16 protein-coding genes are annotated in these 14,670 nt (G+C 51.8%); 5 read left to right on the forward strand and 11 right to left on the reverse strand.

The annotated features are described in order from the left end of the window. Together JW953_04905 and JW953_04910 are read right to left on the reverse strand one after the other, a co-directional pair. On the reverse strand, nucleotides 1-354 hold a 354-nt coding region (locus tag JW953_04905; protein ID MBN1992020.1), incomplete at its 3' end, for a PRC-barrel domain-containing protein. 28 nt (nucleotides 355-382) lie between these two features. Beyond that, nucleotides 383-874: a hypothetical protein gene (locus JW953_04910; GenBank protein MBN1992021.1), complete on the reverse strand. Its 492-nt coding sequence runs from the start codon at nucleotides 872-874 to the stop codon at nucleotides 383-385. Between JW953_04910 and JW953_04915 the strand changes: the two genes are divergently transcribed. Further along, nucleotides 863-1,270 (forward strand): hypothetical protein, encoded by a 408-nt coding sequence (locus tag JW953_04915; GenBank protein ID MBN1992022.1) that lies wholly within the window; start codon nucleotides 863-865, stop codon nucleotides 1,268-1,270. The two genes, JW953_04910 and JW953_04915, sit on opposite strands and share 12 nt — an antisense overlap. Before the next feature lie 43 nt (nucleotides 1,271-1,313). Here JW953_04915 and JW953_04920 read toward each other — a convergent pair whose 3' ends face one another. The 5 genes from JW953_04920 to JW953_04940 all read right to left on the reverse strand — a co-directional run bounded on the left by JW953_04920 (nucleotide 1,314) and on the right by JW953_04940 (nucleotide 7,813). Beyond that, nucleotides 1,314-1,829: a type 1 glutamine amidotransferase gene (locus JW953_04920; protein MBN1992023.1), complete on the reverse strand. Its 516-nt coding sequence runs from the start codon at nucleotides 1,827-1,829 to the stop codon at nucleotides 1,314-1,316. A 209-nt stretch (nucleotides 1,830-2,038) separates the two neighbouring features. Then, the gene (locus JW953_04925) at nucleotides 2,039-2,779 is read right to left on the reverse strand and encodes a ZIP family metal transporter (GenBank protein ID MBN1992024.1); all 741 of its coding nucleotides are present in this window, start codon (nucleotides 2,777-2,779) and stop codon (nucleotides 2,039-2,041) included. A 33-nt stretch (nucleotides 2,780-2,812) separates the two neighbouring features. Beyond that, nucleotides 2,813-5,221, reverse strand: coding sequence for an ABC transporter permease (locus tag JW953_04930; protein ID MBN1992025.1), 2,409 nt, complete (start codon nucleotides 5,219-5,221; stop codon nucleotides 2,813-2,815). 1 nt (nucleotide 5,222) lies between these two features. Continuing rightward, nucleotides 5,223-6,002 (reverse strand): ABC transporter ATP-binding protein, encoded by a 780-nt coding sequence (locus JW953_04935; protein ID MBN1992026.1) that lies wholly within the window; start codon nucleotides 6,000-6,002, stop codon nucleotides 5,223-5,225. 287 nt (nucleotides 6,003-6,289) lie between these two features. Further along, on the reverse strand, nucleotides 6,290-7,813 hold the full coding sequence (locus JW953_04940; GenBank protein ID MBN1992027.1) for a mechanosensitive ion channel: 1,524 nt from the start codon (nucleotides 7,811-7,813) through the stop codon (nucleotides 6,290-6,292). 530 nt (nucleotides 7,814-8,343) lie between these two features. On the opposite strand from JW953_04940, the gene JW953_04945 reads away from it, so the two are divergent. The 4 genes from JW953_04945 (at nucleotide 8,344) to JW953_04960 (ending at nucleotide 11,510) form a co-directional block, all read left to right on the forward strand. Next, on the forward strand, nucleotides 8,344-9,261 hold the full coding sequence (locus JW953_04945) for a diacylglycerol kinase family lipid kinase (protein ID MBN1992028.1): 918 nt from the start codon (nucleotides 8,344-8,346) through the stop codon (nucleotides 9,259-9,261). Nucleotides 9,262-9,292: 31 nt separating this feature from the next. Beyond that, nucleotides 9,293-10,327, forward strand: a complete 1,035-nt coding sequence (locus tag JW953_04950) for an NDP-sugar synthase (GenBank protein MBN1992029.1) — start codon at nucleotides 9,293-9,295, stop codon at nucleotides 10,325-10,327. Nucleotides 10,328-10,411: 84 nt separating this feature from the next. Next, on the forward strand, nucleotides 10,412-11,224 hold the full coding sequence (locus JW953_04955) for a ZIP family metal transporter (protein ID MBN1992030.1): 813 nt from the start codon (nucleotides 10,412-10,414) through the stop codon (nucleotides 11,222-11,224). Next, complete coding sequence (locus tag JW953_04960) at nucleotides 11,208-11,510, forward strand: phosphatase PAP2 family protein (protein MBN1992031.1); 303 nt, start codon at nucleotides 11,208-11,210, stop codon at nucleotides 11,508-11,510. Before JW953_04955 ends, JW953_04960 begins: the two co-directional genes overlap by 17 nt. Before the next feature lie 300 nt (nucleotides 11,511-11,810). Here the strand turns inward: JW953_04960 and ligD are convergent, their stop codons facing one another. The 4 genes from ligD to JW953_04980 all read right to left on the reverse strand — a co-directional run. Beyond that, the gene (gene ligD / locus JW953_04965) at nucleotides 11,811-12,728 is read right to left on the reverse strand and encodes a non-homologous end-joining DNA ligase (protein ID MBN1992032.1); all 918 of its coding nucleotides are present in this window, start codon (nucleotides 12,726-12,728) and stop codon (nucleotides 11,811-11,813) included. After that, nucleotides 12,728-13,318, reverse strand: coding sequence for a DNA ligase (locus tag JW953_04970; GenBank protein MBN1992033.1), 591 nt, complete (start codon nucleotides 13,316-13,318; stop codon nucleotides 12,728-12,730). Before JW953_04970 ends, ligD begins: the two co-directional genes overlap by 1 nt. A gap of 13 nt (nucleotides 13,319-13,331) precedes the next feature. Then, on the reverse strand, nucleotides 13,332-13,475 hold the full coding sequence (locus JW953_04975) for a hypothetical protein (GenBank protein ID MBN1992034.1): 144 nt from the start codon (nucleotides 13,473-13,475) through the stop codon (nucleotides 13,332-13,334). Nucleotides 13,476-13,554: 79 nt separating this feature from the next. Beyond that, nucleotides 13,555-14,670, reverse strand: a 1,116-nt coding sequence (locus tag JW953_04980) for a site-2 protease family protein (protein MBN1992035.1), incomplete at its 5' end; no start/stop codon positions are given.

The raw sequence follows: 14,670 nt of genomic DNA on the forward strand, positions 1-14,670 counted from the left end.
CACCCCCAGGTGATAAATCCCACCCGGCATAGACCAATAAATGGGCCATTGATAGTGCTGCACCAAATCTATCTCTGCTTGCCGAGAAACAGGTTGGGCTAAATCAATATCCGGGCTGTTCTTCACCTGTTCCTTGGTTAAATATACAGGGAATACATGAGACTGCCAATCCGGTTGACCCAGTACCAAACGATTGATGAGGACCCGGCGTCCCGGCAGCCATTTGCCGGTGTCTACCACCAGATAGCGTATCGTCCATTGGTCGTCATCAAAGTACAGGTCCACAACCAGGCCAATCTCACCATCTTTGGCTTGCAGGGTATAATTTTTTAATTCTTTAACACTGCGTAACATGGTCAGCTATCCTTTCTGTTCTGTTCAGCTAGTTCCTGGGACGACCATAAAAATCGTACAGTCGTTCTTCGTATACTTCGTTGATCGGCGTGGAGGGGTCGTACTCGGGACTATTTTTGATGGTTTCCTGGGCCAGGTCTATATAAACCTGTCGCCCCGGCCACGATACCGCCTCTATCCATGTTGGCGCAAGGAGTACTTTTCGACCCGGTAACCAGTTTCGAGTGTCTATCACCAGGTAATTGATCTCAACAATGGGGGCGGCAATGCCGGTTGTCAACAGCAAGAAAAAGAATGTCGCCAGCAGCGTCGGACGAGAATACTGGCTTAGACTGCCACCAAAGAACCAATCGGGCAACCAAGAGAAGACATTCTGGGCCAGAAACCCATCGAGCGGTGCCAGTGCTCTGAACCAGAAGAAGTTCCATATCAATAGCAAAGGAATCAAAACAAAGTATTGCCACACAGGCATTGCTTCGCGGTAAACTACGATTCCTTTTAATGAGAATTGGCCGTTCACAAACGTTATCTGAAATTTATCTCCGAAATCGATACCCCCGATGCCGGACTGCAAAACCTGCAACATCTGACTAAAACACGCCAGGAAAACAATCGCCGTTACAAGGGCTTCAATCTTCTCTCTGAGGAGGACACCTCTTTATTTCGCCTCTTGCTCAACGGTGAGTTTGCCCTCAAAGGTTTCTCCAACAAGATGCTGCGTCAACACTTGCCTGACAAAAACGCCGGTCAAATCACCCGCTTGTTCAAACGCTTGCGCATGCACGGGGTCATTAAACGTGCCGGAAATTGTTATCGCTATTATCTTACTGATTTCGGACGAACCGTGGCTACCATGGCTCTCAAATTGCGAGAATTGGTTATTATTCCACAATTGGCTTCCTGCCCGGCTCAATGATCAATTTCCTTGCACAAAAAACAAGCTTTTTACTGATAAGTGCCTAGCCCAGGGCGACGATAATCTTTTGGCAAAAGGCAGGCAGGTCATCCGGGTTACGAGAGGTGATAATGTTATTATCAAAGACCGCCTCTTCGTCAACCCAATCGGCTCCCGCGTGTATCATATCGTCTTTAATGGAGAAAAAGCTGGTCAATTTGGTATCGTTGATAATTTCTGCCGAGGCCAGCATCCAGGGACCGTGACAAATAGAAGCCACCAGCTTGCCTGCCAGGTGACTTTGTTTGACAAATTCAACCATGGCCGGGGTCCGTCGCATTTTGTCGGGTGAATAGCCACCGGGGATAACGAGGGCGTCAAACTCTTTGGCATTCACCTCATCAATACCAACATCGGCAGTAGCAGGGACGCCGTGTTTACCGGTATAGCTCCTGGCTTTAGGGCCAATAGCGGTTATGCTGGCCCCCTCTTCTTTTAGCCGGTAATAGGGGTACCAAAATTCCAGATCTTCAAATAAATCTTCTACAAATATTGCAATTTTTTTACCGTTTAAGCGCATTTATACCTCCATTCCAATATTTCTTTTATTGTATCGTGTTAGCGAGGCTTTGCCCATACCAGTTTGAGTGATTTTTTTAAAAAAAAGAGCTATCTTTGAGTAGCTCTTGTAAGTGGAAATTTTATTTTTTTGATTACTCGAACGGGTAACTTGTCTTATCGCCCAGTTGGTTAACATTTTGCTGCTTAACTCAGGGTAACTCACGCGAGCTACGTTAATAGTTTTTGAAACAGCAACATCGCCATAATTGAAGCGGTTACAGCGATAGCTATGGCATTGCCGGAAGTATCCTCAAAGGCATCGGGCATCAGTTCGGCAAATACCATCCAGATCATCGCCCCGGCGGCAAAACCAAGCCCCACGGGCAAAACCGGCCTGAAGAGCGTGACAAAAAGAAAAGCCGGTACGGCCATTAGCGGTTGGGGCAAACTGGAAAAAATGCTCCACAAGCCGGCCCGCCCCACCGATATGCCGCGCGGCACCATCACCAGACTAATAGCTAAACCTTCGGGAATATTGTGGACGGCAATGGCTACGGTAATAACCTCACCCAGGGCTTGCCCCCCGCCATAAGACACACCCACTCCCACCCCTTCAGAAAAAGAGTGCAACGTCATCGCGCCCAAAATCATAAATGCTTTCAGCGCGCCGGCGCCCTGCAACGCGCCAACCTGCAAATCCTCTCGCCCTTCCAATATTTTGTGGGTGACAACCATAAAGAGCATGCCAATGACCATACCGGCCAGCGCTCGTGCCAGGCTATGGCGCATGCCTTCGGTGATCAGCCCGTGGCTGGCCCCAAGCATCAGGCCGGCGGCCACGGCATTGGCAATGCCCAACCAGCGGTGACCAATACCTTTAACAAACAAAAGGGGAATAGCTCCCAGCCCGGTTGCCAACGCGGTAATCAGCGCGGCCAGAAAAACCGTCCACACATTAATTTGAACCATGCCCTGCTCCAGGCCGCCTCAGTATCAAAAACATTATTCGTAAGCCAGAACTTCGCGCACGGTCAGCCGCGAAGCATTGCGGGCAGGAATATAACTGGCTATTAACGATATAACAACGACCAACGCCAACCACAGCAGCGCGCCTTCTATGGAAAAGGCATAATCAAAAGGCGTTTGCAGCAACGCCTGCCCCACGGCGTAACTGAGCACGCCGCTCAAGGGTATGGCCAGCAGCATAGCCAGCAGCCAACTGAGCAGGCCAATGAGCATGCCCTCCACCATTACCAGTTTCAACACCGCGCCGTTTGACGCGCCAATCGAGCGCATCACGCCAATTTCGCGCCGCCGTTCCAGCACGTTGATACTCATGGTGCCGGTCAGCCCCATGCCACCGACCACGGCCAACAGCGCCGCCATCACCAGCAGCAGCGCCACCACCGCCTGAAAAATAGCCTCGGCTTCCTCCCGTTCCTGCCCCAGGGTAACAATCATGTTGATGGGCAAGCCAATGTAGTCAAAATATGTTTCCAACGATTGGGCCACATCCGAGCGAAAGGCCTCGCTGTGCTGCGTGGTTTCAATAGCCAGCCAGCGCGCCGTGCCAATGTCGTCTCGCGCCCGGCTAAAGGCGACATAATTGATAAACACCGTGGCCGTTACCGAGCCACCTTCGGTAATGCCGACAATGGTCCAGGTGGTTTTGTCGCCCTCAATTTTGAGCACAATTTCATCGCCCACGGCCAGGTTTGACTCATCGCGCAGCATAATGGTATTGATCACCACGGCCTTTTCATCCTCCGGCAGCAGCCAGCGGCCCTCGACCACACTCGGCTCGATCAAAGTACTGTTGGCCGGTGGGGCCAATAAAATCACGTTGGCGCTGTGGCTGCCGTCTGGGCGCACCCGGCGGGTGGTATAAAAGCCCCAGCTTTCGGCGGCGGATACACCGGGAATGTTCAACACTTCCGGCTCAATATTCTCGGCCCGGTACGCCTGGTTGAACAACACCGAAATATCGTATTGAAAATATTGCAGCCATTGATCCAGCGTTTTCATTGATGAGGCGTACACGCTAAAAATGCCGATAAAAATAGCCCCGGCCAGAACCAGGGTGGTCAGCGTCAGCAGCAGCCGTTTTTTGCGGCGAAAGGTATTGCGTAGAGAAATCAGCAGGGGCCGGGAGAAAAATCGTTCCAGAGCGCGGTTGGACAGCACCGACGAGAGCCAGCGGTCAATAGCACTGGCCCCAAACCGCCCCTGTCCCAGGCCGTATTCGTTGATGGCCTGGCGCACGGTTAACCGCGTGCCGGCCAAAATGGGATAAAACCCGGCCAGCACCGGCGCCAGCAGCCCCACCCCTACTTCCAGGGCCAAAACCAACAGGGGAACCTGAAAATAGGTGATGTCAAAATTAAAGTAACCGGCCATCAACAGGGTAAAGCCATAAGACCCGGCTGCGCCCAGCGGCACGGCTACCACCAGGGCCAATACGCCAAAAATAATTACCATCAACAAATAGAGTTTAAAAACCTGGCCGGTGCGCGCGCCCACGGCTTTCATTATGCCAATTTCTTGGGTTTGCTGGGCCAGAAGGGCCGAAATGATATTGACGACCAAAAACCCGCTTAAAAAAAGCGCCAGCACACCCAACACGCCCAACAGCAGCGAGACCGCCTGGATAATATAATTAAGCGGGTGTTCGCCCGGCTCCGGCACAAACGTGAACAGCACCGCATGCCCCGCTTCTTCCACCTGATCCTGCACCTCGTTGGCTACGGCCTTGATGTGCGCCCGGTTGCCGGTTTGACGGGCCACCCGAATTCTCAACTCATTGTAATCACGCGGCTGCCCGAGCCATTCCAGGGTGTCAAAATTAATAAAACCGTAGGCCGTGCCGTCTAGCACGTAAACGGCGGCGTAAAGATCGTGGGCCAGCCCGGCAATGCGAATATCCCGTTCCTGATCATCAGGGGTTTTAACGCGCACCATATCGCCAACTTGCGCCTGGGTCAAACCCAGGGCCGAACGTTCAATCAACATGGCGTCGTCCGGCGGGGGCCAAGCGCCTTGTTCCGGGCGCACTTTGTCAATGTCCATATCTTCGTAATCGGGGACAGCGACCAGCCGCAGGCTCTGCCAGGTTTCCGGGCCGGTCCGCAAGCGGGCGTTTACCGCGCCCCGGGCTTCGGCCGCCGCCACCTGGCGCATATTGCGCACGCTGCTCACCAGATCGTCGCCAAAGGCATCTTGAGTGATAATGGTAGCGTGGGCCGGGTTGGAGGCGTTGTAACTTTCGGCCAGGTTGCGCGACAGCATTATTTGCGAACTGGCAATGGCGCCCACCGAAAAAACGCCCACGGCAATGGACAAAATCACCAATGTTGCGCGCGTTTTGTTAAACCAGAGATCCCGTAAAACTTTGTGCCAACGAGTTCGCAGCATGTCAAGCCGGCCCCTCACCCACGGCAGATGGCGGCTTGTGAATGATCTGGCCGTCTTTCAGGGTGATAATTCGCTCCACCCGTTTGGACAAATCGGGGTCGTGCGAGACGATCAGGAACGTTTTGCCCTCGGCCACCTGATCTTCAAAAAGCTGATAAATGGTATCGGAGGTTTCCGAATCGAGATTGCCGGTCGGCTCGTCGGCCACAATCAGGGGCGGGTCGTTGGCTAATGAGCGGGCAATGGCGACGCGCTGCTGCTGGCCGCCGGATACCGCCGAGGGCAGCTTGTCGGCATGATCGGCCAATCCCACCTGATCCAGCAGGCGCATGGCCCGTTCGCGGCGTTGGCCCATATTGTACATATTGCAAAAATCCATGGGCAGCATCACGTTTTCTAACACGGTCAGGGTGGGCAGGAGTTGGAAAAATTGGAATATCACGCCCACGTTGCGCCCGCGCCACTCGGCGGTTTTGCCCTCGGAAAGGGTGGGCACGTCTACGCCGCCGACAATTACCTCACCGGCGGTAGGTTTGTCAATGCCGGTGATCATATTGATGAGGGTAGATTTACCACTGCCCGATTTACCGACCACGGCCAGGTACTCGCCCGGATTCACCTGTAAGTTGATCTTCTGTAACGCTGTAAAATCGCCCGCTGCGGTGTAATATTTTTTGACCACATCATGCAGGTTGATCAAAACCTCTGGTTCATTTTGAGCGTTGTCATTGTTATTTGATCCATTGCCGGAATCTTTCTGGTAAAGCCATTGGGTTATCATCAAGCGTTTGTCCTTTATGAATTGATCTGGCAGGTAGAAAAAGAGACTATCAAATCAGATAGTCTCAGTAGATCCAATTTTTAGATAGAGGGCAAAGTGACAGTCACTTGTGGTCTGAAATTCAGAGCTATTTTTCAAAAGAAGTCACCTTTTTTGCCATTTTAAGTGACTGTCACCTGATAAATTTGGATCTACTGAATCTGCATTTTGTTTTTTGTAGGTCCAGAAAATCAGGTAACCGCCATTCTTAAGAATGGCGATTACCTGAAAGGAGCGACGAGATAAGATTATCTTTCTTCGATGGAACTGCTGGAACTACCGCCCCGGAATTGTTGTAACCAACTCTCAACTTCGCGCCCGGCCGTATCGCGCGCGCCCAGGCCAAAGGCCAGCGCAATAGCGACGGCAATAGCACCGAGTAACAGGCCAAAGGCTAGGTTCACAATGTCTTCGGCCACATCCATTTGGCGCAGGGCCATAGTGGTGCCCAAAACAATAATCGCCAGCCGGGCGGCTTGAGCCAGCAGATTTGTATTTGTTCTAACCGTGCTCATAATTACACTGTAGGCCAGGTTGCCCAGGTACAACGCCAGGCCAAAAATGATCAGACCCAAAATGACTTGCCCGGCAAAGGCCAGGAAATCGGCGACTAATACGGCCACAATCTCAAACCCTAGCAGTTCGGCAGCTTCGACCGTGGCAAAGAGCATCAGGCCAATTAGCACTAAATAACCCACAATTTCTGAGGGGGTTCGTTGCCCTTCTTGCGGTTCGCGGCCTAAACCGATCAGGGATAAAATCCGGTCAAAGCCAATGCTGCTCAAAACATTGCTCACCAGGCCAGCTACCAGGCGACCGATCAGGTAAGTGATGCCCAGCACCAGCATTGCGCCAAATATAGCGGGAACCGCTTCTAGCAAGGTGTTAAGCATGCTCGTTGCCGGAGCAGAGATGGCTTCAATTTGTAAGGCTTGCAGCCCGGCAATGATCACGGGAATGAGCACCAGCACATACACTACGGTGCCGACAATGCTCGACAACTTTTGCTCGCCAACCACTCTGTTTAAGCCAACGCGTTCGCTCAATTGGTCGGTACCCAAACTGGCCAGCAAACCGGTAACAATTTGCCGGATAATGCGGGCCAAAAACCAACCCACCAACACAATAATAGCCGCACCCAGCACATTGGGCAGGTAGGCGAGCAGTTCATTGATCATGCCCTGCACGGGGTCTAATAACCCCGCCATATTCAAAGCGCCCAAAATAGCCGGCAAAAATAGCAAAAAGATAAACCAGTAAGCTACATTAGCCAGCGAGTCACTCAACCGGACCCGTCCCGGTTCCTCCAGATCGGCCTGGCTGGTCAGGCGCTCTTCTAATTTGGTGGCCTGGATACCGCGAGAAACAACAAATTTTGTCCCGGCAGCAATGATCCAGGCAACCAGTAATAACGCTCCGGCAGCCAACAGATTAGGAATGTAGGCAAAGACAACATTCAACAAATTGTTAAGCGGCTCGGTAATAATGGTTAAACCCAGGGCCTGGAAAAAAGCCACCAGCACAAAGATCATTAAAATGTAGAAAATAACTTTGCTCACGGTATTTTCTAATCGGTACCCGCTCTGGTCTTTGTCTATTCCGGCCCAACCGGCAATACGATTATCCAGGGTGGTGTGTTTTAATACGCCCCGGACAATGGCCGAAATCAACCAGGCCGCCAACCACCCCAGAATCAAAATAACTAACGCGCCAATCAGGCTGGGTACATAATTCCCCAAGGTTATTGCAAGTTGTTCATAAAGTTGTTGCATAATCCTCTCCTTAAAAAATATTTAGTATTGTAAGGTTGGTGTGTTAATATTTTTAGCTCCTTCTCATTATAAAGGTATATACTTTCACCTGGCTATACTAACCTGGGTGATTTTGGGTCTAATTTCGAGCTATCTTTTTATTACTCAACTGGGGGATATAATCTATTGACCCTACCCGGTCAGATATTGCCCAGCTAATCTATTACTGCCGTAAACCAATTCTGGTGCATCTTTAACTATTCGAGTTAGGCCAAGTTAACTCAAGTTAGCATGTCAAAATCACCCATTTTAGTCTGGGCAGGGTTGGTCAAAAACGTTATGATAGTAATTAACCAACTTTGGTAAACGTAGGTTACCTCGCTCAAGTAGGTGATACCCGGTTGAGTATTTATCCCCCTTTCTGTTCCAGGTGGATGTCCATAAATCGCCCTTTTGTATCCTAAAAATCGCTCAATCAGGTGTGGTTTATTTATGGCTTACCCCTTATGATAAATGGGGGAAACCCTATAAAGTACCTGGATGTAAGCACCATGCCAACCAACGATACTTCCAAAATCTACATTGTATTTAACCCGGTGGCAGGCAATGCCAATGCTGATACTGTCCGCCAGGCGCTTAACAAATATTTTTCCAATAATAACGTACCGGCGTACAGCATCTACGAAACCACCGGTCAAGAAAATCTAAGCGAAGTGGTCCATCAAGCTTTAAACCAGGGTTTCAACCTGTTTGTAGCAGCAGGCGGCGACGGTACGGTGGCGGGGGTAGCCGGTGGATTGGCTGATACAGATATTCCGCTAGGCATTATCCCCCTGGGTACCGGCAATGCCCTGGCTCTCAAATTTAATATTCCTTTAGATTTAGAGCCTGCCTTGCAACTACTGGTAGGCCGGCATGCCGTGCAAACCATGGATGCAATGCAGGTGGAAGACCGATTTCTCTTGCTCAATATCACCATTGGCCTGACCTCGTTGATTATGCGCGATACCGAATATAAAAATAAACGCCGGTTTGGGCGCCTGGCTTATGTCTGGGCCGGGCTGTTGGCCCTGTTCAATATTCAGCCTCGGCGTTTTACCATTGGTGTTGACGGCCAATATCATCAGGTTTGGGCCTCCGAAATAGCCGTAACTAACGTTAGCAGCTTTGGCGCATCTATGTTTCGATGGGGCCCCCATATTCGTTCAGATGATGCTCAACTGGACGTGGTCATTGTTCGCTCCCGGACAATTTGGGATTATCTGCAATTAGCCTGGCATACAATCTTAAATCAACACAAACGAGACCCGAATGTGAATTATCTTAGCGCCAGGCAAAGTGTCACGGTTAAGGCCGGTCGTCCTCTAATTGTTCAGGGAGATGGCGACATTATTGGGCAAACGCCTGTCCGGGTCAAAATAGTGCCCAATGCGGTCCAAATCATTGTTCCGCCAAAAACAAATTTATAAAAATAATTGGTTTAGAGAGATAGAGCATAAGATGCAAGCAGTAATTATGGCCGGTGGGGCCGGCACGCGGCTGCGACCGCTCACCGACGAATATGTTAAGCCGATGATCCCGCTGGTCAATAAGCCGGTACTGGCCCACCTGCTTAACCTGTTAAAACGCCACCATATTTCTGATGTGGTGATGACCGTGCAATATCTGGCCGAGCAAATTCAATTTTATTTTGGCAATGGCAGCCGGTTGGGCATGTCCATTCGCTATGTTGTTGAAGACACGCCGCTGGGAACAGCCGGCGGGGTAAAGAATGTGCAGTCACTGCTTGATGATGAACCTTTTTTAGTGATCAGCGGCGATTTGATCACCGATATTAATCTATCGGCGTTGGTGCAATTTCACCGGAAGAAGCAAGCCCTGACCACGCTGGCCCTGGCCCATCAAGCTGACCCATTGGAATACGGCGTCGTGCTTACCGACAATACCGGGCGCATTACAGAATTTGTTGAGAAGCCCGACCCGGAAGAGGTTGTTTCCCATATTGTCAATACCGGCATTTACGTGCTGGAGCCCGAAGCGCTAGATTACATGCAGCCGCAGGCATGTGATTTTTCCGATGATATATTCCCCAAAATGCTGAGGAAAAAGGCCGCCCTTTTGGGGTACATTGCCGCTGGTTATTGGTGCGATATGGGCACAATTAAAGATTACAGGCAGGCTACCGCTGATATATTGCAGGGCCAGGTGAACCACATCAATCTGGGACATCACCTTGGTGGCGAAGCGTGGGCCGGTGGAGAAGTTACCATCGGGGCGGAGGTGGTGCTGCGCGGGCCGATCTATTTAGGGCCTCAGGTTGAGATCAAGCCGGGGGTTAGCATCTATGGCCCCACGGTTGTCTTAGACCACACCGTCATTGAAAAGCATGCGCAAATTGAGCAATCCATTATAGGCCGGGATAGTTTTGTGGGTGAAATGGTCAAACTGCAACGTTGTATTGTGGCACGATCATCGCACCTGACGGCAGGTTCGGTGATTTCAGATGAGATATTGACTTCAGGCGAGGCGGCTTGAGTTGGCGGGTATCTCGAAATGCTTCATAGCTAAATCGAATAAGCTGTTAGCTAAAAACAATAGTCTCAAAATAGTGATAATCCGATGATAGAATTTTTAGAAAATTTTAACCCCATCGTGCAAACACTTATTGGCACAGGATTCACCTGGGCCATGACAGCACTGGGCGCAACCACGGGACTTTTTGGCAAAAACTTAAGCCGGAAACTGCTGGATTGGATGCTCGGCTTTGCGGCCGGGGTTATGATTGCCGCCAGTTATTGGTCGTTGTTGGCCCCGGCCCTGGAAATGGCCGAGCGCCAGCCGCTTCCGGCATGGCTGCCGGCGGTGATTGGGTTTTTGGTGGGCGGTGTTTTTTTGCGGGGGCTTGACCAAATTTTGCCCCATCTTCATCTCAGCGCGCCGTTATCAGAGGCGGAAGGGATGGAAACCACCTGGCAGCGCACAACCTTGTTGGTTCTCGCCATCACTTTACACAATGTGCCCGAGGGATTGGCGGTGGGCGTGGCCTTTGGCGCAGCTGCCGCCGGCCTGCCTGCGGCCACGGTAGCCGGGGCCATGGCCCTGGCAATCGGCATTGGCATTCAAAACTTTCCCGAAGGGGTGGCCGTGTCTATGCCGTTGCGCCGGGCCGGATTGTCTGGGGCGAAAAGTTTTTGGTACGGGCAATTGTCGGCTATAGTTGAACCCGTTGCCGGCGTTATTGGCGCGGTCGCGGTTCTAACGTCGCAAACAATTCTGCCCTATGCCTTGGCTTTTGCCGCCGGAGCCATGATTTTTGTGGTGATTGAAGATTTGATTCCCGAAGCTCAATGCCACGGCCACGCCGATTTAGCTACCATGGGGGCGATGGTTGGGTTTGCCGTAATGATGATGTTGGATGTGGCCTTTGGTTAAGATAACTGACATTGTGCGCACCGTGGTGGTGGGCAAAAAACCCGGCAACTGGTCTTTCCCTTCGGGCCATTCGGCTACAGCGTTTGCCGGGGCCTGGATGCTCAGCAAATTCTTGCCGCGCTGGCGCCGGTTGTGGTATCTTATTGCCGCCCTGGTCGCCTTTTCCCGCATATTTGTGGGCGCCCATTATCCCGGTGACGTGTTCTCCGGCTCGCTTTTTGGTATCGGGCTGGCCGAATTAACGCACCGGCTTCTATCAAGATTAGGGGGCAAAAACAAAAAATAAGGCTACCGACATGGCAGTTGTTGGCTGGCAGATTGTGTTGAGCAAGCACTGTCCGAAATCAGTACAATTTGGCGATAACCGGCTGTTTGTTGTTCTATCATATCCAGGCAGGTCTCGTGAGGTTATCCATACCAGGAGAGTTGCGCTTAAAACAATACCCTCTGCCGCAAGCCCCCGCGAATGTCCGCCACGGCTGCCATCGGAATAGACGCGCCGTGGTCAAGCCTTCTACCTGATTTTTGGGGCTATACCGGACAATTGTGCCCACGTCTAACAAAACCACCAGAAATCAACCTTAAATCAAAACTCACCTAAAACCTCTAGCTGCTGTTTGGGTGCTTCTAGATTTTGTGCGTGCTGCCTCATCCCGGCCCAGGGATCGCTTTTTTGACCCAGCCGACGAAAAATATTGCCAATGGTGTAACTTTGGGCATGCAAGTTGGAATCACCTAACTCCTCCCATTCAAGAGGCGCGGCTACCGGCGCGCCGGCTTTGGCCCGCGCCGCATAAGGGGACACGCCGGTCTGCCCGTAGGCATTGCGGAGATAGTCTAAAAATACCCGGCCCTTTCGTTTATTTTTGCGAACTTCGGTGGTCAGCCGTTTGGGATTCCGTTGGGCCAGGTGTTCGGCCAGGGCACGGGCAAAATTCCGCGTCGTGTCAAAATCGGCCTGGCGGTCGAGGGGCACGGCAACGTGAAGTCCTTGTGAGCCGGTGGTCATTACAAAAGCGACCAGTTCCAATTCCCGCAACATATCTCGCAGCGCGCGGGCGGCAAAGTGGACCGGTTCAAAATCATCGGCGGGCGGGTCTAAATCAAAAATCAACTTGTCGGGATGCTCCAACCGGTCAACCCGGCTCAACCAGAGGTGGGGCGTCAGGCAAGCCTGATTGGCCAGGTAAACCAGCGTGGCCGGGTTATTGCAAACCACCTGCTCCTGTTTGCTTTGTTCTTCTTTCACCTCAATCGAAACCCGGCCAATCCAGTCGGGAAAATAGTCGGGAACTTCTTTCTGGTAAAAATTGAAGCCATCGAGTCCGTCCGGGAAACGCTGCATATTTAAGGGATGCTCTTCGAGATGAGGTAGCATAGTGTCGGCAATGCGCCGGTAATAGTCAACCAAGTCACCTTTGGTGATCCCCTCGTCGGGGAAAAACACCTTGTCTAAACTGGAGAGTTCAATGGTATGAAAGCCAACTTTAACGATGTTACTCATCAAAGTGTCTCAATTTCGGCCAGGCTCCGCCCGCTGAGCGCCGAATCCGGCTCGGTACTGGTGGGATTGCGGCGAGCATCGGCCTGGTCATCATCCATTTTGACCAGCAGCCAGCGCGGGTCATTGCCCTGCCCGGTGCGGATCAGGGCATAGCCGCCGCTGAGTTTTTGGCCTTCCAACCAGATTTCGAGTTTACCTTCGTCCAGCGCCTCGGCCATCGAAACACCATCTTCTTCTTTTTCGGCCCGCAGGTTGCAGTAGGGGCCGGTATCCCATACCAGCACCGGCCCTGCGCCATATTCATCCTTTGGGATAACGCCTTCAAAGTTGGCATAAGCCAGGGGGTGATCTTCGGTAGGTATCGCCAGCCGTTTCTCGCGGGGGTCGGTGGAGGGGCCTTTGGGCACAGCCCATGATTTGAGTACACCGTCCACTTCCAGCCGAAAATCGTAGTGCAGGTTTTTGGCGTCGTGTTTTTGGATGACGAACACCGGCTGTGCGGACTGTGTCGCCTCCTCTCCAGACGGCTCCGACGTGCGGCTGAAATCTCGTTTTTCTCGATATTGTTCTAACCTATCCGTTTGGCTCATCGTTTCACCTTTTCTAAACAGCCGCAATGGCGTTAATATTTTCTACATTGTTAAACGAGTAGCGCCACGCTAAGGTTGTTGCCGGGGTATTGATGACCTGCCCGTTGGACAGAACGGCAAATAACTGTTGATTGATACGGCTGAACCGTTCGACCATATGGTTTGCCCAGGGCACCTGGAGTCCACTTGAAGCTAGTGGCCAATTGCGCCCCCATCAACCGACTCAACTGCGCGGTCTAAATTGCTTCGGATTGTAACTGGAGCCATTTAATAATGTCGCGGCGACGTAACAGGCCGGTCAGCTTTCCATTTTGCAAAACCGGCAGTTGGCGCACATCGCGGCGAGTCAACTCCATCAAGGTATCCGCTGCATCTTCGTTGGCTTTAACCATGGTTAGCTCATCCTTCGGCGTCATTGCTTGGGATACGGTAACCGTGTCCCATTCAGCGCGGGGCACTTGGCGGACATCTTCCAGGGTTATCATGCCGGCTAATTGCTCATCTTGTATCACCGGAAAAGCGTGATCGTCGCTACGCATAATATAAGTGTTTACTAAATCATTAATAGTGCAGTCAGCGGGAACCGTCGGCGGTTCGGGGCGCATTAACTGCTCAACCGGCACGCCTTCCAGAATATCCTGGACCACAATCTGCCGGTAACTCTGCACCGAAGCGCTATTGAGAAACCAGCCAATGAAAGCCAGCCATATTCCACCCACCAGGCCGGTGCCAAAGAAAGGAACTTGCACGCCAAAAATCATAGCAATCCCCATTGCAATAAAAGCCCAGGCTACTATCTGCCCCACCCACGAAGCCCAACGGGTGGCCCGGCGCAGATCATCAAGAGAAGCCCAAAGAATGGAGCGCAGAACCCGGCCTCCATCCAAAGGGAAGCCCGGGATCATATTGAACACTGCCAGCAAAATATTAATGGAACCAAGCCAGATGAACAGCGTAGCTACTGGCGATAACTGGCCAAACATCTCCGCGGGAGTGGTGCCGGCCACGGCTGTGGTGGCAAAACCAGCTCCAGAGAGTAAGGTGAGCAGTATCCCCAGCCCCAGACTGGTGATGGGGCCAACAATTGTAATCAAAAATTCGGCTTTTGGTGAGGGAGGATGTCGTTGGATATTTGAGACTCCACCAAACAGAAAGAGCGTGATACTGCGCACATTCACGCCCTGTGCCTTTGCCATCAGCGAGTGAGCAAACTCATGGGCTAATACCGAAACGAAGAATAAAATTGACGCCACAAAAGCCATACTCCAACGCAAACCGGCGCCCCAATCCGCATGGAATTGGCCAAACAATGTGGCCAGGTTCCAGGTGATCAAGATAAAAATGAGCAGCCA

Source organism: Anaerolineae bacterium (genome assembly GCA_016931895.1).
Taxonomy (GTDB): Bacteria; Chloroflexota; Anaerolineae; order 4572-78; family J111; genus JAFGNV01.

Bases quoted from the DNA above. Each gene is read 5' to 3' on its own strand.
- JW953_04920 (MBN1992023.1), bottom strand. From the start codon at position 1,829: ATGCGCTTAAACGGTAAAAAAATTGCAATATTTGTAGAAGATTTATTT.
- JW953_04925 (MBN1992024.1), bottom strand. From the start codon at position 2,779: ATGGTTCAAATTAATGTGTGGACGGTTTTTCTGGCCGCGCTGATTACC.
- JW953_04930 (MBN1992025.1), bottom strand. From the start codon at position 5,221: ATGCTGCGAACTCGTTGGCACAAAGTTTTACGGGATCTCTGGTTTAAC.
- JW953_04935 (MBN1992026.1), bottom strand. From the start codon at position 6,002: ATGATAACCCAATGGCTTTACCAGAAAGATTCCGGCAATGGATCAAAT.
- JW953_04940 (MBN1992027.1), bottom strand. From the start codon at position 7,813: ATGCAACAACTTTATGAACAACTTGCAATAACCTTGGGGAATTATGTA.
- JW953_04945 (MBN1992028.1), top strand. From the start codon at position 8,344: ATGCCAACCAACGATACTTCCAAAATCTACATTGTATTTAACCCGGTG.
- JW953_04950 (MBN1992029.1), top strand. From the start codon at position 9,293: ATGCAAGCAGTAATTATGGCCGGTGGGGCCGGCACGCGGCTGCGACCG.
- JW953_04955 (MBN1992030.1), top strand. From the start codon at position 10,412: ATGATAGAATTTTTAGAAAATTTTAACCCCATCGTGCAAACACTTATT.
- JW953_04960 (MBN1992031.1), top strand. From the start codon at position 11,208: ATGTGGCCTTTGGTTAAGATAACTGACATTGTGCGCACCGTGGTGGTG.
- ligD (MBN1992032.1), bottom strand. From the start codon at position 12,728: ATGAGTAACATCGTTAAAGTTGGCTTTCATACCATTGAACTCTCCAGT.
- JW953_04970 (MBN1992033.1), bottom strand. From the start codon at position 13,318: ATGAGCCAAACGGATAGGTTAGAACAATATCGAGAAAAACGAGATTTC.
- JW953_04975 (MBN1992034.1), bottom strand. From the start codon at position 13,475: ATGGTCGAACGGTTCAGCCGTATCAATCAACAGTTATTTGCCGTTCTG.